Below are 22,300 nucleotides of genomic sequence, written 5' to 3'. Positions count from 1 at the left end.
CCCACCCTTCTTCGTCCCCTTTTTGCTTTTTCAGAGGTCCACCGTGCCTTTGTCTCCCGACCCGTACGCCGCACTTCGCAACGCGGCGAAGTACGTGAAGCAGTTCCGCAGCAAGACCTTCGTGGTGAAGCTGGGCGGAGCCGTGCTGACGGATCCGCGCACCCGAAAGACGGCGTGCGAGCAGATCGCACTCCTGTGGGCCTTCTCCATCCGCCCCGTCGTGGTGCACGGCGGCGGTCCGGAGCTGGACTCGCTCTGTGACGCCCTGCACCTGCCCATCGAGAAGGTGGCTGGCCGCCGCATCACCTCCGCGCCCGTGCTGGACGCGGCGAAGATGGTGCTCGCGGGCAAGCTGCACACGGACCTGCTCGCGGACCTCCAGGCCGCGGGTGTGCCCGCGGTGGGCCTGTCTGGCGTGGACGCGGGCCTCATCAAGGCGCGCAAGCGCCCGCCCGTGCTGGTGACGGAGCCCGGCGAGACTCAAGGGCGCATGGTGGACTACGGCCTCGTGGGCGACATCGAGTCCGTGGACACGCGCGTCGTGGAGCACCTGCGCTCCGCGGACTACGTGCCCGTCATCGCCCCGCTGTCGGGCGGCCAGGACGGCGCCGTGTACAACACCAACGCGGACACGGTGGCGGCGGCCCTGGCGGCGGCGCTGCACGCGGAGAAGCTGTTCTTCATGGTGGAGGTGCCGGGGCTCCTCAAGGACGTCTCCGACCCGTCGTCGCTCATCTCGCTGGCCACGCTGTCGGACCTGGCGTCCCTGGAGGCGGAAGGGCGGCTCACGGGCGGCATGCGTCCCAAGGCGCACGCCATGCGCCACGCGCTCGTGGGCGGCGTGGGCAGCGTGCACCTGGTGAGCGGCAAGCAGTCCGACGCCCTGTTGGAGGAGGTCTTCACCAACGAGGGCAGCGGCACCATGGTCGTGCGCGAGCACCCGGTGAAGCACGGCGAGGCCAAGGGTTGAACCCCGCCGAGCTGCTCACCGCGCTGGTCGCCACGCCCAGCGTCTCCGGCGACGAGGCCCGCATCGCGGACCTCGTCGCGGGCCATGCGGAGTCCTGGGGTGCCCGCGTGCACCGCCAGGGCCACAACGTGTGGTTCAGCGTGGGCAGCGGGCCGAAGCGCCTGCTCGTCAACTCGCACCTGGACACGGTGAAGCCGTGCGCCGGGTGGAACACGGAGCCGCACGAGGCCGTGTGGAAGGACGACACGCTCTACGGCCTGGGCGCCAACGACGCCAAGGGCTGCGTCACCGCCATGCTCCTCACCGCGAAGGCGCTCCTGGAGGAAGGTGCGCCGAAGGGTGTCGAGTGCGTCTTCGCGCTCACCGCCGAGGAGGAGACGGGCGGCAAGGGGCTGGGGCCGCTGTTGTCCACGCTGGGGCCGCTGGACGCTGCCATCGTGGGCGAGCCCACGTCGCTCAAGCCCTGCACGGCGCAGCGGGGCATGTTGCTTTTGCGCTGCGTGGCGCACGGCAAGAGCGGCCACGTGGCGCACGCGCATACAGGAGGGCTGGACAACGCCATCCTCAAGGCGGCCCGGGACATCCAGGCCGTGTCCGCGCTGCGCTTCCCCGCGCACCCGCTGCTGGGTGAGGCGCGGGCGCAGGTGACGCAGGTGTCCGGCGGACTGGCTCGCAACCAGGTGCCGGACCGGTGCGAGTTCTTCGTGGACCTGCGCACCACGCCGGGCATGGACCACGCGAAGGTGGCGGAGGAAGTGGGTCAGGCGCTGGAGAGCGAGGTGGTGGTGCACTCCGCGCGCTACCTGCCCAAGGGCACGGACGCGTCGCATCCGCTGGTGCGCGCGGCGGTGGTGGCGTCGGGCCAGGACACGGTGGGCTCCAGCACCACGTCCGACTGGGCGTTCCTGGGAGACCTCCCGGCGGTGAAGGTGGGCCCGGGCGACACGCTCCGGAGCCACCAGGCGAACGAGTACCTCACGCGCGCGGAGCTGGAGGCGGGGCTCGCGTTCTATCGACGACTGCTGCACGGCTATGTCGGGGAGGTGTCGCGTGGCTGAGACATTGTGGGGCAAGGGCCAGCCGCTGGACGCGGCCATCCACGCCTTCACCGTGGGCGACGACCCCGTGGTGGACCTGTCGCTGGTGCCGCACGACGCGCTGGGCAGCGCCGCGCACGCGCGCATGCTCGCGCACGTGGGGCTGCTCACGCCGGAGGCCGCCACGTCGCTCGTGAGCGCCCTGCACGCGCTCCACGACGAGGCGCGCGCGGGCCGCTTCACCATCCGCCCGGAGCAGGAGGACGGCCACACCGCGCTGGAGGCCGCGCTCGTGGAGCGCACCGGCGAAGCGGGCAAGCGCATCCACCTGGCGCGCTCTCGCAACGACCAGGTGCTGCTGGCCCTGCGCCTGTTCATGCGCGAGGAGCTGCTCGCGCTGGGTGCGCGCACGGCGGAGCTCGCGGGCACGTTCCTCGACTTCGCGGAAGCGCACGCGGACCTGCCCCTGCCCGGCTACACGCACCTGCGCCGCGCGATGCCGTCCACGTTCGGCCTGTGGGGCATGGCGTTCGCGGAGGGACTGCTGGAGGAACTGGAGGCGCTGAAGGGCGTGTGGGGACGGCTCGACCGCTGCCCGCTGGGCGCCGCCGCGGGCTTCGGCGTGCCGCTGCCCATCGACCGTGAATATGTCGCGCGGTTGCTCGGTTTTAGTCGAGTTCAACGCAGCCCCATCGACGCGCAGGACAGTCGGGGGCGGCATGAAGCGGCGCTGCTCACCTGGGCGTGCTCGGTGGCGGGCACTCTGGAGAAGTGGCTTTGGGACGTGCAGCTCTACAGCATGGACGAGTTCGGCTTCCTGGCCCTGCCGGATGCCTTCACGACCGGCTCGTCCATCATGCCGCAGAAGAAGAACCCGGACGTGGTGGAGCTGGCCCGGGGCCGCTGCCGCGAGCTGCGGGGCCTGGCGCACCAGGTGGAGGCGGTGGCCGGAGGCCTTCCCTCCAGCTACCACCGTGACTTCCAGCTGCTGAAGCGCCCCACCCTCCAGGCCCTCACCAGCGCGAAGGCGCTGTTGGAGGTGCTCTCGCGGCTGGTGCCCGCGCTGAAGGTGAACGCGGAGAAGGCTCGCGCGGCGTGCGACGACACGCTCTACGCCGCGCACCACGCCTACGCGCTCGTGGCGAAGGGCCAGCCCTTCCGCGACGCGTACCGGGAGGTGGGCCGTCAGCTCAACGACGGCAACTTCCAGCCGGACCGCGGCGCGCTGACGGCCACCCACCTGGGTGGCGCCGGTAATCTGGGCCTCGCCACCGCGCGCGAGGAACTGGCGGATGCGCGCGACTGGCTCACGCGCACCCACGCACAGCAGGCACAGGCCGCTTCGCGCGTCTGGGCCCCCTGAACCCTTCCACACCCCTTTCGCAGCAACAGGAGTCCGAAGATGAGCAAGAAGTCCGTGGTGCTGGCGTTCTCCGGCGGCCTCGATACCGCCTTCTGCACGGTGTACCTGCGCGAGCAGGGCTGGGACGTCACCACCGTCACCGTGGACACGGGCGGCTTCCCGCCCGAGCAGCTGGAGCGCATCCAGGCCCTGTCCCAGAAGCTGGGCGCGGTGGCGCACCACACGGTGGACGCGCGCGACACCCTGTTCCAGGGCTACCTGCGCTTCCTCATCGCCGGCAACGTGCTGCGCGGCCAGCTCTACCCCCTGAGCGTCTCCGCCGAGCGCGCCTGCCAGGCCGTGGAGGCCGTGCGAATGGCGGAGAAGCTGGGCGTGCAGGCCGTGGCCCACGGCAGCACCGGCGCGGGGAATGATCAGGTCCGCTTCGACGTGGCCTTCCGCACGCTCGCGCCGCAGCTCCAGCTCATCACCCCCATCCGCGACCTGGCGCTCTCCCGTCAGCAGGAGATCTCCTTCCTCGCGGAGCGCGGCTTCCACATGCCGGCGAAGACGGGCACGTACTCCGTCAACGAGGGCATGTGGGGCACGTCCGTGGGTGGCCGCGAGACGCTGGACTCGTGGAGCACCCTGCCGGAGGCGGCCTTCCCCGGTGGTGAAATCCCCACCGACCTGAAGCCCATGCCGCTGATCATCTCCTTCGACAAGGGCGTGCCGGTGGCGCTGGACGGCAAGGCGCTGTCCGCGGTGGACGTGGTGGAGAAGCTCAACGCGCTGGGCCGGCCGTACGGCATCGGCCGGGGCGTGCACCTGGGCGACACCATCCTGGGCATCAAGGGCCGCGTGGGCTTCGAGGCTCCGGCGGCGCACCTGCTCATCGCGTCGCACCGCGAGCTGGAGAAGCTGGTGCTGTCGGGCAAGCAGCTCTTCTGGAAGGAGACGGTGGGCAACCTGTACGGGTCGCTGCTCCACGAGGGGCACTTCTTCGACCCGGTGGTGAAGGACCTGGAGGCGTTCCTCGCCTCCTCGCAGGACCGCGTGACGGGCGAGGTGAAGCTGGTGCTCACCCCGCGCGCCCACGTCGTGGAAGGCGTGCGTTCGCCGCACTCGCTGATGGACGCGAAGGTGGCGACGTACGGAGAGGCCAACGTGTTGTGGACGGGGACGGAAGCGGCGGGGTTCGCCAAGCTCTACGGCGTCGCGCAGATGCTCTCGCAGAAAGCGAAGTGACGACATGAAGATCCACGTCGACAAGGTGGGAAGTGTCACGCGCAACCTCCAGGTGGGGCGCACGGTGCACCTCACGGACGAGGTGAAGTGCGAGGAGGGCGCCGTCATCGCGGTGCGCATCCACGGGGAGAAGAGCGTCTACAACCAGCTGGAGGACGTGAACGGCCGGCTCGTCACGCTCCACGCGGGCGACATCGTCGTGGGCGCGCTGGGTCACCGCAACGCGCTGCACGGCTACGAGGGCATCGTGCCTTCGTCCGTCACGGTGGGCGACAGGCTCCACATCCTCAACATGGGCGGCGTCATCGGGAAGTGCACGTCGCACAACCCGGGCGTGGGCGCGCCGTTCGAGGCGGAGGTGCTGGGTCAGGTCCTCACCTTCCCGGAGTTCCAGTCGCGCGCGGGCCAGCACGCGCACATCTCCACCGGCGCGCTCAAGGGCACGTCGCGGGCGGTGACGTGCCCGGTGGTGTACGTGGTGGGCACCTGCATGAACGCGGGCAAGACGTACGCGGCCAGCGTGGTGGTGCGGAAGCTCTCCCAGGCGGGCTACCGCGTGGGCGGCGCGAAGCTCACGGGCGTGTCGCTGATGCGTGACACCCTGTCCATGCAGGACAGCGGCGCGGACGTGGTGATGGACTTCACCGACGCGGGCGTCGTGTGCACCGGCGCGCGCACCGCGTCCAAGGTGGCGCGGATTGTCTTTTCGGAGATGGCGGCCCAGGACGTGGACGTCATCGTCGCGGAGACGGGCGACGGCATCATGGGCGAGTACGGCGTGCAGGCCATCCTGGCGGACCCGGAGCTCAAGGCGCTGGGCGGCGCGTTCATCCTGTGCGCGAACGACCCGGTGGGCGCGGCCGGCGGCGTGCGGCACCTGCGCGAGGTGTACGGCATCGAGATGGACATGGTGGCCGGGCCCGCCACGGACAACGCGGTGGGCGTGCGCTTCGTGGAGCAGGTGGTGGGGCTGCCCGCTCGCAACGCGCGCGCGGATCCGAACGCCCTGGGGAATCTCATCGTGGAGAAGCTCGCGCCCAAGCTGGGAGCGGGGAGGAAGTCATGACGTCGCCTGCGAACATCTACATCCTGGGGGCCTCCGGTTTCGGCGGAGGCGAGCTGTTGCGGCTGCTCGCGGGCCACCCTGGCAACGCCGGCATCCGCGTGGTGTCCCGGCACCACGCGGGCTCGCCCATCCACAAGGTGCACCCGCACCTGCGCGGCCTGGTGGACGGCCGCTTCGAGGCGGAGCCCGACTGGCGCTGGCTGGCGGACTCGCAGCGTCCGGTGGTGTTCAGCGCGCTGGGGCACGGCGAGCTGGCGTCGCAGTTCGCCGGGCTGGAGAAGCAGTGGGCGGACGCGGGCCTCACGGACCGGATGCTGCTGGTGGACCTGTCGTCCGACTTCCGCCTGGACCACCCGGGCCGGTACGCGGGCGCCTACGGCCGGCCGCACCCGTCCCCGGACCTGCTGGGCACGTTCACCTACGGCCTCACGGAGTGGAAGCGTGAGCAGGTGAAGACGGCGAAGCGCATCGCCAACCCGGGCTGCTTCGCCACGGCGGTACAGCTGGCGCTGCTCCCCATCGCGGCCACGCCGGGGCTGGGGCTGCTGGCGGTGTCGGGTGTGACGGGCTCGTCAGGCTCCGGTTCGCTGCCGGGCGAGGGCACGCACCACCCGACGCGCGCGCATGACTTCCGCGCGTACAAGCCGCTGGAGCACCAGCACGAGGCGGAGGTGGAGGTGATGCTGGTGGCGCACGGCGCGCAGCGGCACCGGCTGGCCTTCGTGCCGCACTCGGCGCCCATGGTGCGCGGCATCTTCGCCACGGTGCAGTTCGAGTGGCCGGAGCACGGCGGCGCGGTGGTGACGCAGTCGCTGACGGAGAAGTACCGCCGGTACTACGAGGGCTCGAAGTTCGTGCGCATCGTGGAGGGCACGCCGCGCGTGGCGGCGGTGGCGGGCAGCAACTTCTGCGACATCTCCGTGGCGACGAAGGGCCGCTCCGTGGCGGTGATGGCGGCGCTGGACAACCTGGTGAAGGGCATGGCCGGCCAGGCCGTGCAGAACTTCAACGTGGCCCTCGGCTTCCCCGAGGACACCGGCCTGCGCCAGGCGGCCTGCTACCCGTAGGCCCTCAGGCCGCGGGCGTCTTCGGCACGTCGCCCGGGGGGGAAGCACTCCCCTCGGGCGTGGCGGGCTCACCCGCCGCAGGTGTTTCTTGCGTCATGGCCGGAGCCTCGGCGGCGGCGCCCCCCTCACGCTGCTCCAGGCGAGCGCCCCCGGCTTCCGCGGCCTTGAGGAACTCGTCGTACTCCGACTTTCGGGCAGCGGCCTTCGCCTCGGCTTCCGCGGAGCCCTTCTCGGCGGCGGCGCGGCCCGCGCGGATGGCCCGGGCGCTCAGCAGGATGCCTCCCACGAAGGCCACGACCCGCAACGCCGACGCGAAGCTCCAGCCCGTGGAGAGCCCCTCAAAGCCATCGCGCACGAAGTTGAGCGCAATCACGAACACGCCACCAGACAGCGCGGCCCCCACTGCGGTGGTCCACGTGCGCAGCGCGACGATGCGCGCGGCGCCGTAACAGAGCGTCGGCAGCACCGCGAGCACCCACAGGTTCTCCAGCGCCACCGCCACCGGGATGCGCAGGAAGTCGGACGGCAGCGCGTTCACCCGCGCGTGCAGGCGCAGCACCAGCGACACGCTGAGCATGGCGCCCACCACCAGCGACAGGAAGCCCAGTCCGACGATGAACTGGAAGCGGCGGACGCGGACGCGCAGGGGCTCGAGGGCACTGGGTTTGGAGCTCACGGCCCGAAAGCCTACCGCACTCTCACCCTTCGTCCTCTTCCCCGACAGCCGCGTCCCCCGCCGAGCGAGGAGGCGGGCCGTCGCCATAGAAGACCTCCTCCATCACCAGCCCCTGCGGCGGCGCGGTGGCCCCGGCCAGCTTGCGCTCGCGCGAGGCCAGCACTTCGGCCACCCAGGCCTCGGGGCGGCGCCCCTTGCCCACCTCCACCAGCGTGCCCACCAGGTTGCGCACCATGTGCTTGAGGAAGGCGGTGCCCTCCACCACGAAGGCCACGGTGTCTCCGGACGTGCCTTCCACGCGCACCTGCCGGATCTCGCGCACCGCGTGCTTCGCCTGGCAGTCCGCGGCGCGAAACGCGGAGAAGTCGTGCCGGCCCACCAGGGCCTGGGACGCGCGGCGCATGGCCTCCACGTCCAGCGGGGCGAACACCTCCCAGTGCGTCGTGCGCAACAGCGGAGACCGCATGCGCCGGTTGCTCACCCGGTAGCGGTAGCGCTTGCCGCGAGACCAGCGGCGCGGGTCGAACTCCGGCGACACCTCCTCCGCGGCCACCACCGCGATGTCTGGCGGGAGGATGCCGTTGAGGCCCATGGTGTAGGCCTTCATTGGCAGCACGCGCTGTGTGTCGAAGCTGGCCACCTGCCCCGTCGCGTGCACGCCCGAGTCGGTGCGGCCCGCGGAGGCCACGAACACGCGTTCCCCCAGGAGCTTCTGGAGCGCGTCCTGGAGCGTGGACTGGATGGACGGGCCATTGGGCTGCACCTGCCAGCCCACGTACCGGGTGCCTTCGTATTCGAGCGTCAACTTCAGCCGGGGCATGGGCAAGGCAAGCAAAGGCACGCGGTCAGCGCGTCTTCAGCCACCCCTCCAACACATCCGCCGCGAGCTTCGCCAGGGAGACGTTCGCCTTGCGCGCCTGGGCCTCCAGCTTCTCGTACAGCGCCGGGTCCACCGTCAGCGCGAGCAGGCGCGGCTCGGTGGCGGGGAGGTCGTCCATGCGCATGGCCTCCGTGGGCGGGCCGTCCATGGACGCCGCCACCTCCGACAGCTCCAGCGCCATCTCCGACGTGGGCGCGGAGGACTGGCGCGTGGACAGGCGCTTCAATTCCTGCGGGCGCTCGTCCTCGAAGAGCTGCTTGACGAAGTTGGCCAGGTGCAGCGGCGAGGGCGTGAAGTCGTAGGACTCCAGGAAGGCGTCCAGGTCGCGCTGCATCTCCAACGCCGTCTGGTAGCGGCGCTCGCGGTCGCGGGCGAGCGCGCGCATCAGGATGGCCTCCACGCGCTCCGGCAGGTCCTCGCGGAAGTACGACGGCGCGTAGATTTTGGCTTCCGTGATGCTGCGCATGACGGCGACGTCGGAGTCGCCGGTGAAGAGCTTGAAGCCGGTGAGCCACTCGTAGAGGACGGTGCCCAGCGAGAAGATGTCGCTGCGGCAGTCCAGCGGCCGGCCCAGGCACTGCTCCGGGGACAGGTAGCTGAGCTTGCCTTTGATTTCCCCCGACCGCGTCTCCTCCACCTGGTTGGCGGCCTTGGCGATGCCGAAGTCCAGCACCTTCACCGAGCCGTCGAAGGCGACGACGATGTTCTCCGGCGTCACGTCACGGTGGACGATGTTGAGCGGGTTGCCGTAGCGGTCCTTCTTCTGATGCGCGTAGTGCAGGCCCGCGCAGACGCAGGAGGCGATCTTCAGCGCGTACACCATGGGGAAGGGAATCCCCAGGGACTCGGCCTTGGGCACGACGCGGCGCATGTCCCGGCCGGACACGTACTCCATGGCGATGAAGTAGCTGTCGACGATCTTCCCCAGGTCGTGGATCTGCACGATGTTGGGGTGGTTGAGCTGGGCGGCCAGCCGCGCCTCGTTGAGGAACATCTTCACGAAGGCCGCGTGCTTGGACAGATGCGGACGGATGCGCTTGATGACGATGGGCGTCTCTTCGCCGCTGGCATCCAACTGGTGCGCGAGGAAGATCTCCGCCATGCCCCCCACGGCGATCCGATCGATGAGCCGGTAGTTGCCGAAGCGGAACGCATCGCGCGGGGGCGAGGAGGCGGCGGGAGCCATGGAAGCAATGTAGCCGCGCCCCGCCCGGAGGCGCTAACGAAGTTGGACGACGTGCACCTTGAGTGCCGGTTCCTCACCTGGAGGTGTCGGAAAGTCGAGCCCCGAGGGACCGAGCGTCCCCACTGTCTTCCCCGTCCTGCCAGCCCGCGTCACACCTTCCAGCACCATGGTTTCGAAGCGGCGCGAAGGCAGTCCCGCCAGGTTGCAGCAGGCGACCAGACGGCCCCTGGGGGCCACCACCTTCGCTGCGGCCTCGGCCAGCCGGGCGTAGTCGCGAGCGGCGGAGAAGCGCGTCGTCTTGGTGGTGGAGAACGACGGAGGGTCCGCGACCACGACGTCGAAGGACTCCCCCTTCTTCGCGAGCCGCCCGAGCCAATCGAAGACATCGCCCGCCACGTAGTCGTAGCGCTCCACGGATTGGCCGTTGAGGCGCGCGTTCTCCTCGCCCCACTCGAGCACGCGGCGGCTGGCGTCCATGTTGAGCACGCGCTTCGCGCCCCCGGCGGTCGCGGCGACACCGAAGGCGCAGGTGTACGCGAAGAGGTTGAGCACGGTGAGGCCGGAGGCCTGGGCCTGGAGCCACGCGCGGGTGTCGCGCATGTCCAGGTAGAGGCCCACGGAGAGGCCCTGTCCGGGACGGATGTGGAAGGACAGGCCGTTCTCCTTCGCGACGAAGTCCTCCACGGGATCGCCCCGCGCGGCGGACTCCGGAGCGAGCACGTCCTTCGCCACGTTGGCGAGCACGCGCGCCTCACGGGGACGGCGCTTCAGGTAGACGCTCCGAGGCGTCCACGCGGAGACGGCGGCGTCGAGCAGCGTGACCTCCTCGGCATCGGTCAGGTCGCGGTAGAGGCTGACCACGACGACGTCGCCGAAGAGGTCCGCCGTCACGTCGGGCACGCCGTCCGCGGCGCCGTTCAGGAGGCGGAAGGCGGAGGTGGCGGGGTCCGAGAGCAGCGGACCCCGGCGGACGCGGGAGGCGCGCAGCAGGTCCACGAGGCGGGGAGGCAGGGCACTCACGCGCCCCTTCTACCCTACGAACCCAGCCGCGCGCGGGACCAGACGCGGCCGAGCGCGGCGGCGGCGTCCCGGGCCAGGTCCACGAAGTCGGTGCCCAGCAGCTGTCCCTCGCGGACGCAGACGCGGCCATCCACGATGGTCCACGCCACGCGGGCGGCGGTGAGCTGCCCCAGGAGGAAGGGCGAGTAGCCCGTCTCCGGATCCGCGGCGGGGATGGCGTCGTAGACGACGAGGTCCGCGATGCTGCCTTCCTCCACGCCGCCCGACGGCTTGCCGTACAGGCGGGTGCACAGCTCCGCCGGGCCGCTGACGAACAGGTGCGCCAGCGAGTCATCCAGGTCCGGCATGCGGCCGGAGCGCGCCAGGGACAGCATGCTGACGAGCGCCCCGGCCAGCTCCTCCTGGAGGGTGCCATGACCGCCGGTGCCCAGGCCCACGAGGTGGAGGCTGGAGAGCGCGCCGTCGGCGGATTCGGCCGCGCGGTCCATGGAGCGCGTGGCGCGGGGCGTGAGGGCGATGAAGGTGCCGGAGGCGGCCAGCCGCTCGGACTCGGAGCGCTCCACGGCGCGCGGGTAGCCGGCGATGGCGTGAGGGCCCAGCAGGCCCAGCGCGTCCAGGCGCGGCACGACGCGGCGGCCGTGCGTGGCGTAGGTGGTGGAGAGGTCGTCCTCGTTCTCCGCCAGGTGGAACACGACGGACGCGTTCAGCTCCTCGCGCAGCCGCGCGATGCGGGACAGGAGCGGGTCCTCGCAGGTGTAGGACGCATGGAAGCCGAGCGCGCCACGGACGCGGGGGTGTTCGCGGTAGCGGCGGACGAAGTCGGCGTTGGCGTCCGCCTGGGCGTTGGCCACATCCGCGCCGTCCAGGCTGTGCGTGGAGTGGGACGTGACGAGGCGAAGGCCCAGCGTGTTCGCGGCGCGGGCCTGGGCCTCCAGGCCGCCGGCGACATCGGTGGGGCACGACAGGTGGTCCACGACGAGGCTGACGCCGTCGAGCAGCGCGCGGGCGGCGGCGAAGCGGGTCAGGACCTCCACGTCCTCGGCGGTGAGGAGGTTGGCCACCGAGCGCATGCGCTCCAGGCGCGAGCGGGGCTGGCGCAGGAGGAAGTCGCCATTGGGGGGCAACAGCTGCCCGTTGACCATGTGCGAGTGACAGTCCACGAGCCCGGGGGCGACGAGGCGGCCTCGACAGGCCACTTCCCAGTCACCGGGGAGCACGGGCACCTCGGCGTCCGGGGCGACGCGGCGGATGATGCCCTCTTCGACCACGACGGCCATGCCGTGGCGGACGCGACCGTCCGCACGGAACACGGCGCAGTTCTTCAGAAGCAGTCGGCCTTCCATGGACCTTCCCGTTTTAGCACGGGGTGGGTGGAGGATGAACCCCGTCTCCTACGGAGAGTCCCCGAGGGGCGGATCCATGCAGGGCTCAGTCCGAGTAGAGGCAGTGCATCGTCACCGGATCGAAGACCGCATTCTGTCCCTGGCCGAAATCGACCCCCACGTAGGGAGGGATGGGCATCATGAGGCGAATCCTGACGGGATCAGGTTCTGTCTTGAACTGGAAGGTAACGGGCTGCTCCAGCAGCCACGCCTTCGCCCGCGCGTACTCCTCCTCCGACAAGACCCCATCGGCCCGGCTCGAAAATGCCCGAACCCGGGGCTCGTTGTCCTGAAGCATGGCCTTGAGACGGCCCCATTCCCCCCAATGCCTGCCGGCAACCTGAGACAGGGACGACGACATCGCGAGAAGTGACAGCAGGGTCAGTGGAGGGAGCACCCTTCGCCAGAGCCGGACGATCCGGTCGGACTCCCTTCGGGCGAGGAAGAAGAAACAATAGCCAACCAGGATGAACAACCATCCGCAGAGCGCAACCTCCGCGAGCAGGTCCGCGGCAGGTGGATCGCCGGGAAAGGGGTGTGAATCCGCCAACAGGAGCTCGCCCAGCCCCAGGAGACTCAGCACGACCAAGACGCCCACCGACGGCACGAACCAGCACAGCAATCCGATGATCCCCAGCCGGGTAGATGTTTTCATTTCAGTGTCGCGGTGTTCCCTGCGTGAGCAGTGACCAGGCAGCAGGTGCCATGGGTTCACCTACCAGTTCATGCGTCTCGGGCTTCCACCGCGAGGGAGCCATCCCCAGGTCCCGGAAGAATCGCTCGTTGCCCCAGACGGTGCCAAACCCCTCATGGCTGCAGACGAACAGCTTCAGCCGGGGGCCCTCGAACAACTGGAGATCATCCCAGCCGTCGATTCCCTTCCAGAGGCTCTCGTCGTTCAGGGGCAGGCGCACGCCGCCATCCGTCCGGCACCGGACCCACAGCGTGGCACTGGAGCCAGACGTCGTCCCCGGCCAGGACGAAACCCACCGCGACTCCACCGCCGCCCCCCGGATCCGCGCGAAGTCACGCTGAAGGCGCTTCAACTCTGGCGTGGGCACGACGACGTCCGCGCCGTCGACCCGCATCCGTCCCCGCCGGATGAGCGCGAAGTGCGTCGATGACCGCCACGCACGCTCCAGCAATGCCTCCAGGTGCTGCGTCCTGCCCAGCGGCAAGCAGAACTCCCCAGCCACCTCCAGGACCTCTCTTCTCACTGAAGCCATGGCCTTGATCCTCGCTGCGCAACGGAAGCCCTTACAACTCCGGGATGCGCTGTAGCGGCACTCAGTCCCACTCCAGGCTGACTCCACCGTCCGCGTTCACGGTGGCGACTCCTCGCAATCCAAACAGCGGATTCACGAACGCACCGGTTCCCAACTGGACCTTGCTACCATCCGTGAACTCAAGGTCAATGAACAGGTCCCCATCCCCGTTCGCGCGTCCCTGACAGACGACACGGCCATGAACCGGGACCTTCTCAAAAGCACATTGCTCGCCGGGAATCCGAGCCGTCAAGACACGCAGCTCCCTTCCGGTTTCATTCACGAGGACAATGCGCGTTCTTCCCATCAGATAGCTGGCAATCGCAATCATCGCCACGCCGATCAGCAAAATTGCCGCCAGAGTCCACACCCAACTCCTGTTGATGGCCCACCTCCGTTACATCTCCGAAGCCCGGAGGCAATGTCCGGGAAGCCCAGCAGCGCGTCCATCGAAGGTCTTCACGCAGACCCACCCCTCGGGACACGATGGATCGCTCCTGGCATCACAAACAAGCTCACAGGCAAATCCCGCATCGACGTGAGCAAAGTTCGTGCGTTGGGCACACACCAGCCCCTGGCCGCAGCCCCCCTCTGGCAGACACTCCGAACCCATCCGCTCAAGAGTGCCCGCGGGGACCTCTCTGGCTCCCGGCCTCGACCGCGGAGACACGGCCCGCCTCGAAGGAGACGTAGACCTTCGGATACTGCCGGACCCTGGCAACCGGCTTCGCGTAGTCCCAACAAGAGCCTCCTGGATGGACTCACCTCCCGCGACAGGGGCATGCCCAGGCGCTGAATCACCTCGGCTTCGGACATGCCCGGGGACACGGAGCGGACCTTCACCGCGCTGAGTCCTGGCGCCAGATGGCTTCCGGACCAGAGGACTCCGAGACTGGCGTAGAACAGCGCGGCGCCCGTCGACACCAGGCCCAGGAAGAGCCGGTCCCACCAGGCCTGGGGGCTTCCCTGCGACGCGCGAAACAGAACGGGTGCCTCTGGCGTGTCCGTCGGGAGCCCCCCTCCTGCCCGGCAGGCAGGACAGCACGCGGGGCGCGGGTTCTGGGCCCCTGGAGACCCGGTATACTCCCAGTCCCATGACACCGCTGAGCCCCGGAGTCGCCACCGCCACGGAGCAGGACACACCGGCCGCGCCCGGCTCCCTGCGCTTTCGCCGCCTGTGGCTGTTCTCCCCCCGGGCCGACCTCGCCATCCTGGGCATCCCCCTGGTCCTGACCGGGGTGGCAGCGGTCGCCAGCGCGTTCCTCGCTCCTGGCGCCGCGGACAACGCCCACCGGCTCCTGGGCTGGACCGCCCAGAACCTCCTGGGCAACGCCACGCACGTCATCCTCACGTTCCTGCTCTTCGGCGTGCACCGCGACGTGCTCACCGCCGCGCCCAACCAGCCGCGCACCATTTTCGCCGGCGCGCTGGGCATGCTCGCCGTGGGCGCGGCGCTGTTCTTCACCTTCTACGCCGACCGCTCCATCCACACCTTCGCCGTGGCCGTCATCTTCAACGTCTTCGGCATGCACCACACCCTGTCCCAGCACCGGGGCCTGTGGTCCCTGCACGGCCTGCGCGGCGGACAGGCGGGCCTTCCCGCGCCCTCCCCGCTCGAGCGCAAGCTCCAGCAGCTCTACGTCCCGCTGCTCCTCTCCATCCTCCTCGTCCGCATCTTCTTCGTCGCCGAGTCCGCCGCCCCGAACGCCCCCGCCTACCTCGACGTGGGCCAGGGCGTCGTCCTTCCGTGGCAGACGCTGCCCCTGCTCATCGCCGTCTGGCTGGGCTACTTCCTCCTGCTCTTCCGCAGCGTGCTCCGCTCCGGCACGGCCAGTGGCCCCAAGGTGCTCTACCTGCTGGGCATGGCGACCGCGACCGGCCTGGCGCTCGTGGCGCCGTCCTGGGGCTACGTGATGCTCCCGGGCATGCACGGCCTGGAGTACTACGTCCTCAGCGCCCGCATGCTGGAGCCTCGCGAGGGCGACTCTCCCCGCCTCAGCCAGAAGCTCATCTGGCCCGCCATGGTCGTGTCCATGCTCCCGCTGTTCGCGCTGGGCGTGGTGCATGGCTTCCTGCTGGATGGCCCCATGCGCGGCTCGCTGGGCATTGGCGGCGGCGCGCAGGCACATCCCCTGCTGCGTGCGCTGACCTCGCTGGGCTTCGCGTGCGTGCTCGCGCACTACTTCGCGGACGCCTTCATCTTCCGCTTCCGCATCCCCTCCATCCGGCAGGTGATGCTGCGCCGCCTGGGATTCTCCGCCAGCCCCCGGCCGCCCCTGCCCGCTCCCAGCGCTCAGTAGGCCCCACCTGAACACCATGCGGCTCCGCGCCCTCCTGCCCGCTCCCGTAGCCCTGTTCACGCTGGGGCTCATCCTCTGGCTGGGGTTTCTTCCCCTTCGCAACTACGACCTGTTCTTCCACCTGGCGGGCGGCCGCTATGTGCTGGAGCACGGCTTCAACCGCGTGGACCCCTTCAGCGTCACGGGCACCGCGGGCTGGGTCCCCCACGAGTGGGGCTTCGGCGTGCTCTGCGTCCTGCTCATCAAGGCCCTGGGCGCCGCCGGTCCCGCGCTCCTCGTCGCCACGCTCGTGGCGGCCAACGTGCTCCTGCTCTGGGTCGCCCTGCGACGCGCGGCCGCCCAACCCTCCCATCTCCTCGTCCTCGCCTGTCTGGGATTGATCTCAGGCGTCCAGGCTGCCACCTGGGTCCAGGAGCGGCCCTTCCACCTGGGACATCTGCTGTTCGTCATCGCCGCCCTGGGCGTCCAGGCATGGCGCCAGGGCAATACGCGCGTGCTCTGGGCCTTCCCGCTCCTGGGACTTGCCTGGGCCAATCTGCACGGCAGTTGGCTTCTGGGCCCGGCGCTGCTCGGGTCCACGGCGATGGGCACGGCCCTGGACGACCGCACGCCCGCGTCGCTCCGGCGCTGTGGGGCGGCGCTCGCGGCGGCGCTCGCGATGTTCCTCGTCGCGGGCCTGTCTCCGGACGGCCCCCGCATCTACCTGTATCCGCTCCAGCACTCGCTGCTCGCATCCACCCAGAGCATCTACGAGTGGCGCCCGCTGGACCTGGACATGGGCTGGAGCTGGTTCTACCTCCTGCTCTTCGGTGCATTCCTCTTCGTCATCGGCCGGGCCCGCGTGCGGCGCGCCGCGGCCCTGCTGCCCACGCTCGTGCTGGGCATCGCCGCGCTGAAGGTCCAGCGCCACGCACCTTTCGCGTCCGTGCTCCTCGCCCTCACCCTGGTGGAGCACGCGAGAACAAGCGACGCGCCTGCCCTCCCTCGCGTCCTGTCCTGGCTGGAGCGCCCCCTGGCCTCCTGGAGCACCGGCACGTCCCTGGCGATGTGGCCCACCATCCTGCTGGCCGGCCTGTTCGCGATGAACGCGACCTCGCCCCGCCCCGTGGAGAAGAGCACGCACCCCGGAATCCCCCTGCCCGTGCTCCAGACGCTGAAGCAACAGCCCCCGGGCCGCGTGCTCAACCGCTTCATCATGGGCGGCCCCATCTCCTACTTCGCGGGCGCCCCGTACAAGGTCTACATCGACAGCCGGAATGATCCGTTCCCCGCAGCCATCCACCAGGCCTACGAGCGGCTCGTGTGGTCCGAGCCTGGCTGGGAGCAGGCGCTGGAGGCCTACGACCCCGACTACGTCGTCTGGGACACGAAGAGCCCGGGCAACATCCTGCTGGATCACCTCCGGGCGCGGGGCGGCTGGCGCGAGCTGACGAAGGCGAACGGCTGGGTCCTCTGGGCCCGGGAGCGCACGCCCACAGTCCCCGGAACGCCTCAGCGCCCCGCGACCGCTTCCGGTGGCGGGTGAAACACATACAGCGCCACGGGTGAGCCCTCCTCCGAGCGCACCCGGGCATCCCGGCGCAGCACCCAGAGTTGGCCCTCGCGCAGGGGCCGGGCCTCCGGCGCCTCCGCGATGCCCCGTCCCACCGCCACGTAGGCCACCACCGGCGAGCCGGGCGTCGCCTTCACCGCCCACTCCCCACCCTCCAGCAGCACGCGCGACATGCGCCCCTGGAGCACTGGCAGCGGCGTCTCCTCCAGCTTCACGCCTCGATTCCGCAGCCCGGCGAGTGCCTCGCGAGGCTCCTGGGCGAAGGGGGCCGTGCCACGCAACAGCCGCGCGTCCTCCGCCGAGACGTAGAGGTTCCCGTCGAAGCCCGGCACGGTGAACACCAGGTTGCCCAGCACCCGGTCCTCATCGGGGTTGCGCCACTCGTGCCCCGTGAAGGGTGCCGAGGCCACGAGCCAGCCCGGCCCGTGCACTCCGCGCCGCTCCATCCGGCGCCCCTCCTCACCCCAGACCTGCCACACGTGCGCCTCGCCCGCGACGATGATGGTGGCCTCGAAGGGCGCGCGGTGGATGTGCAGGGGGCACGTCTGGCCCCGTCCCATCAGGTGCATGTGCACGCTGGACGTGTCCGACGCGAAGTACGTCTCCGAGACATCCGAGGCGCCCGGCCGCGCCTTCTCCAGGGCCGCCATCCGCTCGCGGACGTCGATGACCTCCACGTCGGGCGGCGGCAGCGGGGTCAGCGCACGCCGGAGCCCCAGCAGGAGCCCGAACAACGCGACACACAGCCCCACCACCAGCATCCGGTAGACCCAGAGCCGGCGGCGCAGCCCGGCGACAACCTCCGGTGACGACACGGTCATGGCGCGCACGATGACAGCTTCAGTCCCCTGAAACACGAATGGCAGGCCCTTCCAGTTGGAGGGACCTGCCATTCACCGGGCCGCCGACACCTCGCGGCGTCAGCTCCTCCCGGACGAAGCCCGGAAGGCGGATCAGTAGGTGTTGTTCTGACCGAAGGACTTCATGGTCTTCTTGTTCAGCTGGTCGTTGGACAGCTGGCCGTCGTTGGCCACGTTGTCCTCACCGGCCAGCGCGGCGGCCGAGGCGCCGAACAGCCGGCGGATGTTGTCACCGAACAGGGTGATCACGCCGATGGCGGCGATCGCGATGAGGGCAACGATGATGATGTACTCGGTCATGCCCTGACCACGGTTCTTGCGGAACTGCTTCTTCGGGGCCTTCGCGATCGCGTTCATGGGAAACTCCGGGGGTCGTTGCAGCGGTGGAGAGACACACCCTGCGGGAAGTCAGGGTCGATACAGACAGTACAACGGGCGGGCAAGCGCCTCCATCCGTCATCGGGAGGATGGGGGGGCCGGATCAAGGAATATCGCGGGTCTGGCCCCTCTCAAGGTTTCATCCCCCTGTTTCAGGGCGCTCCGGGCGCCGCCGTGGGCATCCGGGCGGTCCTCCCGCAGGCGTCCGGTGGCAGGGCCTCGCAGTATGCCTTGAACGCCCTCTGCAGCTTCGCCTCCTGGGGGTGGCGCGCCGCCACCTCCAGGCCCACCGCCAGCGCCCCGTCCGCGTTCATCGGCGTCCACACCGTGCGCGAGGCCCAGGCCCGGGCCGTCACCAGTTTCAGGTACTCCGTCACCAGCTCCGGTGAACGGCCGCCCCGCGCAATCTCCGGCTCCAAGAGGGCAGCCGCCAGGGTCAGGTCCCCCTGCGCCAGCACCGCCCGGCCCAGCGCGAGCGCCGACGCGGGATCCTCCGGCGCCAGCGAACGCCACAGCGCCGCCACGCCCCGGACCGTCGGATCCTTGTCCGAGTGGGAGCGCTGCACGTTGCGGTACAGCCCCGCGGCCTGCCCGGCGGTGGGCGGATGCTCGCGCAGGTACTGGTGCAACAACAGCCCGGGCCCTGTCTCCGGCGACCGGCGCTCGTCATTCACGCGCACGTCCAGGTCCGCCAGGAAGAACGCCACCGGCGACGCATACTCCAGCAGGTTGTGGTCGTCCGTGTTGATGGGCCCCTCGCCCGCGAAGTCCTTCTGTCCGGCTTCGGAGTGCACCTGCTTGGACAACAGACCGAACAGGTCGTGGATCTCCACCCGCTCCAGGTCCGCCTTCACCTCCGGCCGGGCCATGCGCGCGGCCACCGTCGCCGCGTCGAACGACAGCGCCTTGCGGCTGGCCACCAGCACCAGGTCATCCGGGCCCAGCCACGTCGTGGCGTGCGGGAAGGTGTCCTGCAGCGTGCGGATCACCAGCCGCACCAGCTCGCGGTTGCTCTCGTAGGTGTGGATCCACTGCACCATCACGCCGTCGTCCGTCAGGTGCTTGTCCACCAGTTGGAAGAAGTCGCGCGTGAAGAGGCCGGACACGCCCGACACCCAGGGGTTGGAGGGCTCGCTGACGATGAGGTCGTACTGGAGGGGCGCCAGCGCCATGAACGTCTTCGCGTCGTCGATGTACACGTGCGTGCGCGGATCATCCACCGCGTTGCGGTTGTCCGCCTTGAACAGGCGCGCCGCCTCGATGACCGCCGGAGAGATCTCCACCATGTCCAGGCGCTCCACCGGGTGCGCCAGCACGCTGCCCGCGGTGATGGCCGAGCCAGCACCGATGACCAGCACGTTCTTCGGGTCGCGCGGGTGGAGCAGCACGCCCAGGTGGCCCGCCATCACCTGCGTCTCGATGTCGCCCCCGTTCGACGCGTCCGTCTTCCCGTTGATCTTCATGAAGCGCAGGTTGTCGCTCGGCAGGTCTCCCACCATCACCGTGGCGAAGGTGTCGTCCGCGTAGAAGCGCGGGATGATGGTCTGCTCCGTGGCCGCCACCAGCTGCGCGTAGCTGTCCGGCGGCTTCTGGTGCGCGCGGATCGCCGCGATGTTGGACAGCCGCTGCGGCCAGCCGTGCATGCCGCCCAGCACCACCGCCGCCAGCACCGCCGCCGCGCCCACTGGCGCCAGCGTCCGCCACGCGGGCACCGCGTTCGCGCCCTCCCCTTCCTTCGGCGCGGACAGCGCGCGGAACGCCAGCCCCGCGGCCACCAGGTTCGCCACCGCCCCGGCGATGAAGTTGCCCTGCATGCCCCAGAAGGGCAGCAGCACCAGCCCGCCCAGCACGGAGCCGGAGAGCGTGCCCGCCGTGTTCCACAGGTACACGCCGCCCAGCTGGCGCCCCACCTCGGACACCTTCGCCGTGGCCACGCGCGCCGCCGCAGGGAACGCCACGCCCATGATGAACGTGGGCACCAGCAGCACCGCGCAGCAGAACGCGAAGGTGATGCCCTGGAAGACGGGCCACGTCTCCACCGCGCGCGTGAGCATCCACTCCGACCACCGGAACAGGTGCGGCAGCCGCACGTACAGGGGCAGCGCCACGCAGAGGCTCAACACCAGCCCCACCTGCGTCCAGCCATACAGCTTCAGCGAGTCCCCGCCCTCCTTGCGCGTCATCAGCCAGAAGCTGCCCAGGCCGATGCCCAGGATGAACGCCGTCAGGATGAGCGTGAAGGCATACGTGGACGCCCCCAGCACGATGGACAGCAGGCGGATCCACGTCACCTGGTACAGCATCGACGTGAAGCCCGACAGCATCACGCCCACGAGCGCGGCCCGCACCGCCCGCCGGGGATAGGCCACGTCCTCCGCGGCCGCCGCCGCCCCCACCGTCACCGCCGGTGGATGCCGGCGGGCCAGCGCCAACGCCGCCAGTGCGAGCAGCACGTTGATGAGCGCGGCGAGCTTCGCGGACGCGGACAGGCCCATCAGCGGCACCAGCCGCGTGCCCGCCACGTAGACGCCCACCGCCGCGCCCAGGCTGTTGATGGCATACAGCCGCGCCAGCTCCTTGCGCACCCCCGCGAGGCTCGCCGCGAAGTGGCGCACCAGCGCCGGCAGCGTGCCGCCCATCAGCAGCGTGGGCACCACCAGGGACAGCGAGGACACGAGCAGGCGTGGCGCCACCCGCAGGCCCTCCGGCACGTGGGGCGCCAGGGCCAGCCACAGGTGCTCCAGCGCCCCCAGGACGTACGGGAACGCCAGCGCGTACAGGCCCACGCCCAGCTCCAGCACGCCGTAGAGGGCCAGGGGGTTCTTCACCCGGTCCGCTGTCCGCCCGAAGACAAACGCCCCCAGCGCCAGGCCCCCCATGAACGTGGCCAGCACGACGGCGTGCGCCTGGCCGCTGTTGCCCAGCACGTTCCCCAGGTATTTGGACCAGACCAGCTCGTAGACGAGCGCCGTGGCCCCGGACAGGAACAGAAGGGCGGCCACAAGGTTCTTCGGAGGACGTGCGGTGCTGGTCATAAGGACAGCGCTCGACGTTAACCGGTATGTTTCAGGTCCACCAATGAACGCCCATCTCCTGCAAGCCGCGCAGCTCGCCTGGTCTCACCACCTCCGGGTGACACGCGCCGATGGTGACTGCGCCCAGGTGCTGCGCCGCGACGCCAAGGTGCTCGTGGGCATGCCCCTGCACACCGCGCTCGGGGTTCCACAAGAGCGCGCCCGCGAACTGGATGCGCGAGCGCGCGAGGACCGCCGCGCGGTGGAGTTCGTCACCGTCTCCGCGGGAGGCCCCGCCGGCAACCCGCCCCCCATCCACCTGCGGCTCGTGCTGGGCATGGACGGCGAGGAGGCCGCCGCGGGCGTGCTCGACCTGGGCTCCGTGCTGGAGGGCGCCCCGCCGGTGCAGATCTCCAAGCTGTCCTCGTCGCTCAGCCATGAGATCCGCAACCCGCTCTCCTCCGTGAAGATGGCGGTGCAGACGCTGGCCCGGAACACCGGCCTGTCGGACCGGGACAAGCGGCGGCTCACCATCGCCAACCGTGAGATCCGGACCATGGAGCGCATGCTCTGGCTGCTCTCCGAGTACGGCCGCGAGAGCGTCGCGAACCTGGACGCCCACGCCCTGCGCTCGGTCGTCCAGGAAGCGACCGCCATGGTGGCCCCGGAGCTGGCCGAGCGCCGCATCGAGGTGGATGTGAAGGAAGAGGCGGACCTGCCCCGCGTGAGGGTGGATCCCAACCGGTTGAGGCCCGTGCTCGCTCAAGTCCTGCTCAACGTGGCCATGGGCCTGCCAGAAGAAGGCCGCGTCCAGGTGACGCTGCGCCAGGACGACCCCGGCCACGTCAGCCTCATCCTGGATGATCCGGCCGCGGCCCTGCCTCCGGAGGACCGGGGCACGCTGTTCGACCCCTTCGGCTCGCGGCTGGCGCGGGGCGCGGGGCTGTCCCTGGCCGCCCTGCGGCGGGTGATGACGGGTGTGGGGGGCGACGTGGCGGCCCAGGGGAGCGCGGAACCGGGGATGGTGTTCACGCTGACGTTCGCCGCCTGAGGACCC

General features: G+C 70.2%; 20 protein-coding genes. 9 read left to right on the top strand and 11 right to left on the bottom strand.

The genetic code is table 11. The features are described 5' to 3' along the window. The first annotated feature begins 43 nt into the window (after window positions 1-43). Genes argB through argC form a run of 6 tightly spaced genes read left to right on the top strand, consistent with a single transcriptional unit; the run spans window position 44 to window position 6,730 of the window. A complete protein-coding gene (gene argB, locus D7Y21_RS18530) occupies window positions 44-970 on the top strand; it encodes an acetylglutamate kinase (protein WP_120563997.1) in 927 nt (308 codons plus the stop codon). After that, window positions 967-2,028 (top strand): M20/M25/M40 family metallo-hydrolase, encoded by a 1,062-nt coding sequence (locus D7Y21_RS18525; protein ID WP_121714743.1) that lies wholly within the window; start codon window positions 967-969, stop codon window positions 2,026-2,028. The genes argB and D7Y21_RS18525 overlap by 4 nt, the downstream gene beginning before the upstream one ends. Beyond that, on the top strand, window positions 2,021-3,370 hold the full coding sequence (gene argH, locus D7Y21_RS18520) for an argininosuccinate lyase (RefSeq protein WP_199735441.1): 1,350 nt from the start codon (window positions 2,021-2,023) through the stop codon (window positions 3,368-3,370). Before D7Y21_RS18525 ends, argH begins: the two co-directional genes overlap by 8 nt. A gap of 39 nt (window positions 3,371-3,409) precedes the next feature. Next, entirely contained in the window at window positions 3,410-4,597 is a 1,188-nt protein-coding gene (argG, locus tag D7Y21_RS18515; protein ID WP_120563994.1) for an argininosuccinate synthase, read from the top strand. 4 nt (window positions 4,598-4,601) lie between these two features. Next, on the top strand, window positions 4,602-5,663 hold the full coding sequence (locus D7Y21_RS18510) for a DUF1611 domain-containing protein (protein WP_120563993.1): 1,062 nt from the start codon (window positions 4,602-4,604) through the stop codon (window positions 5,661-5,663). Next, entirely contained in the window at window positions 5,660-6,730 is a 1,071-nt protein-coding gene (gene argC, locus D7Y21_RS18505) for an N-acetyl-gamma-glutamyl-phosphate reductase (protein ID WP_120563992.1), read from the top strand. Before D7Y21_RS18510 ends, argC begins: the two co-directional genes overlap by 4 nt. 4 nt (window positions 6,731-6,734) lie before the next feature. Here the strand turns inward: argC and D7Y21_RS18500 are convergent, their stop codons facing one another. The 8 genes from D7Y21_RS18500 to D7Y21_RS18465 all read right to left on the bottom strand — a co-directional run bounded on the left by D7Y21_RS18500 (window position 6,735) and on the right by D7Y21_RS18465 (window position 13,509). Beyond that, the gene (locus tag D7Y21_RS18500; protein ID WP_233612178.1) at window positions 6,735-7,406 is read right to left on the bottom strand and encodes a hypothetical protein; all 672 of its coding nucleotides are present in this window, start codon (window positions 7,404-7,406) and stop codon (window positions 6,735-6,737) included. A gap of 22 nt (window positions 7,407-7,428) precedes the next feature. After that, window positions 7,429-8,226: a tRNA pseudouridine(38-40) synthase TruA gene (gene truA / locus D7Y21_RS18495; protein ID WP_121714739.1), complete on the bottom strand. Its 798-nt coding sequence runs from the start codon at window positions 8,224-8,226 to the stop codon at window positions 7,429-7,431. Window positions 8,227-8,251: 25 nt separating this feature from the next. Continuing rightward, window positions 8,252-9,472, bottom strand: a complete 1,221-nt coding sequence (locus D7Y21_RS18490; RefSeq protein ID WP_120563990.1) for a serine/threonine-protein kinase — start codon at window positions 9,470-9,472, stop codon at window positions 8,252-8,254. Between the two features lie 33 nt (window positions 9,473-9,505). Continuing rightward, the gene (locus tag D7Y21_RS18485) at window positions 9,506-10,492 is read right to left on the bottom strand and encodes a class I SAM-dependent rRNA methyltransferase (RefSeq protein WP_121714737.1); all 987 of its coding nucleotides are present in this window, start codon (window positions 10,490-10,492) and stop codon (window positions 9,506-9,508) included. 14 nt (window positions 10,493-10,506) lie between these two features. Further along, the gene (locus tag D7Y21_RS18480) at window positions 10,507-11,835 is read right to left on the bottom strand and encodes an amidohydrolase family protein (protein WP_121714736.1); all 1,329 of its coding nucleotides are present in this window, start codon (window positions 11,833-11,835) and stop codon (window positions 10,507-10,509) included. An 85-nt stretch (window positions 11,836-11,920) separates the two neighbouring features. Beyond that, entirely contained in the window at window positions 11,921-12,529 is a 609-nt protein-coding gene (locus tag D7Y21_RS18475; protein WP_120563987.1) for a hypothetical protein, read from the bottom strand. A 1-nt stretch (window position 12,530) separates the two neighbouring features. Further along, complete coding sequence (locus tag D7Y21_RS18470; RefSeq protein WP_121714734.1) at window positions 12,531-13,100, bottom strand: hypothetical protein; 570 nt, start codon at window positions 13,098-13,100, stop codon at window positions 12,531-12,533. Window positions 13,101-13,161: 61 nt separating this feature from the next. Then, entirely contained in the window at window positions 13,162-13,509 is a 348-nt protein-coding gene (locus tag D7Y21_RS18465) for a hypothetical protein (RefSeq protein ID WP_120563985.1), read from the bottom strand. 724 nt (window positions 13,510-14,233) lie between these two features. Between D7Y21_RS18465 and D7Y21_RS18460 the strand changes: the two genes are divergently transcribed. Together D7Y21_RS18460 and D7Y21_RS18455 are read left to right on the top strand one after the other, a co-directional pair. Continuing rightward, window positions 14,234-15,439, top strand: coding sequence for a hypothetical protein (locus D7Y21_RS18460; RefSeq protein ID WP_121714732.1), 1,206 nt, complete (start codon window positions 14,234-14,236; stop codon window positions 15,437-15,439). Between the two features lie 16 nt (window positions 15,440-15,455). Then, on the top strand, window positions 15,456-16,964 hold the full coding sequence (locus D7Y21_RS18455; protein WP_121714730.1) for a hypothetical protein: 1,509 nt from the start codon (window positions 15,456-15,458) through the stop codon (window positions 16,962-16,964). Here D7Y21_RS18455 and D7Y21_RS18450 read toward each other — a convergent pair. The 3 genes from D7Y21_RS18450 to D7Y21_RS18440 all read right to left on the bottom strand — a co-directional run bounded on the left by D7Y21_RS18450 (window position 16,931) and on the right by D7Y21_RS18440 (window position 21,231). Then, a complete protein-coding gene (locus tag D7Y21_RS18450; protein ID WP_233612181.1) occupies window positions 16,931-17,812 on the bottom strand; it encodes a hypothetical protein in 882 nt (293 codons plus the stop codon). The two genes, D7Y21_RS18455 and D7Y21_RS18450, sit on opposite strands and share 34 nt — an antisense overlap. A 132-nt stretch (window positions 17,813-17,944) precedes the next feature. Beyond that, window positions 17,945-18,208 (bottom strand): hypothetical protein, encoded by a 264-nt coding sequence (locus D7Y21_RS18445; RefSeq protein WP_120563981.1) that lies wholly within the window; start codon window positions 18,206-18,208, stop codon window positions 17,945-17,947. A 173-nt stretch (window positions 18,209-18,381) separates the two neighbouring features. Beyond that, window positions 18,382-21,231 carry a fused MFS/spermidine synthase gene (locus tag D7Y21_RS18440; RefSeq protein WP_233612177.1) on the bottom strand — a complete coding sequence of 950 codons (2,850 nt, stop codon included), beginning with the start codon at window positions 21,229-21,231 and terminating at the stop codon, window positions 18,382-18,384. A gap of 76 nt (window positions 21,232-21,307) precedes the next feature. On the opposite strand from D7Y21_RS18440, the gene D7Y21_RS18435 reads away from it, so the two are divergent. Then, a complete protein-coding gene (locus tag D7Y21_RS18435; protein WP_120563979.1) occupies window positions 21,308-22,294 on the top strand; it encodes a sensor histidine kinase KdpD in 987 nt (328 codons plus the stop codon). Window positions 22,295-22,300 lie beyond the last annotated feature (6 nt).

It is taken from the genome of Corallococcus sp. AB045 (assembly GCF_003668895.1).
Lineage (GTDB): Bacteria > Myxococcota > Myxococcia > Myxococcales > Myxococcaceae > Corallococcus > Corallococcus coralloides.
This window is presented reverse-complemented; position numbering and strand designations above follow the sequence as displayed.

Bases quoted from the DNA above. Each gene is read 5' to 3' on its own strand.
- D7Y21_RS18480 (WP_121714736.1), bottom strand. From the start codon at position 11,835: ATGGAAGGCCGACTGCTTCTGAAGAACTGCGCCGTGTTCCGTGCGGAC.
- D7Y21_RS18475 (WP_120563987.1), bottom strand. From the start codon at position 12,529: ATGAAAACATCTACCCGGCTGGGGATCATCGGATTGCTGTGCTGGTTC.
- D7Y21_RS18435 (WP_120563979.1), top strand. From the start codon at position 21,308: ATGAACGCCCATCTCCTGCAAGCCGCGCAGCTCGCCTGGTCTCACCAC.
- D7Y21_RS18490 (WP_120563990.1), bottom strand. From the start codon at position 9,472: ATGGCTCCCGCCGCCTCCTCGCCCCCGCGCGATGCGTTCCGCTTCGGC.
- argG (WP_120563994.1), top strand. From the start codon at position 3,410: ATGAGCAAGAAGTCCGTGGTGCTGGCGTTCTCCGGCGGCCTCGATACC.
- D7Y21_RS18445 (WP_120563981.1), bottom strand. From the start codon at position 18,208: ATGAACGCGATCGCGAAGGCCCCGAAGAAGCAGTTCCGCAAGAACCGT.
- D7Y21_RS18450 (WP_233612181.1), bottom strand. From the start codon at position 17,812: ATGACCGTGTCGTCACCGGAGGTTGTCGCCGGGCTGCGCCGCCGGCTC.
- D7Y21_RS18510 (WP_120563993.1), top strand. From the start codon at position 4,602: ATGAAGATCCACGTCGACAAGGTGGGAAGTGTCACGCGCAACCTCCAG.
- D7Y21_RS18470 (WP_121714734.1), bottom strand. From the start codon at position 13,100: ATGGCTTCAGTGAGAAGAGAGGTCCTGGAGGTGGCTGGGGAGTTCTGC.
- D7Y21_RS18460 (WP_121714732.1), top strand. From the start codon at position 14,234: ATGACACCGCTGAGCCCCGGAGTCGCCACCGCCACGGAGCAGGACACA.
- D7Y21_RS18455 (WP_121714730.1), top strand. From the start codon at position 15,456: ATGCGGCTCCGCGCCCTCCTGCCCGCTCCCGTAGCCCTGTTCACGCTG.
- argC (WP_120563992.1), top strand. From the start codon at position 5,660: ATGACGTCGCCTGCGAACATCTACATCCTGGGGGCCTCCGGTTTCGGC.
- truA (WP_121714739.1), bottom strand. From the start codon at position 8,226: ATGCCCCGGCTGAAGTTGACGCTCGAATACGAAGGCACCCGGTACGTG.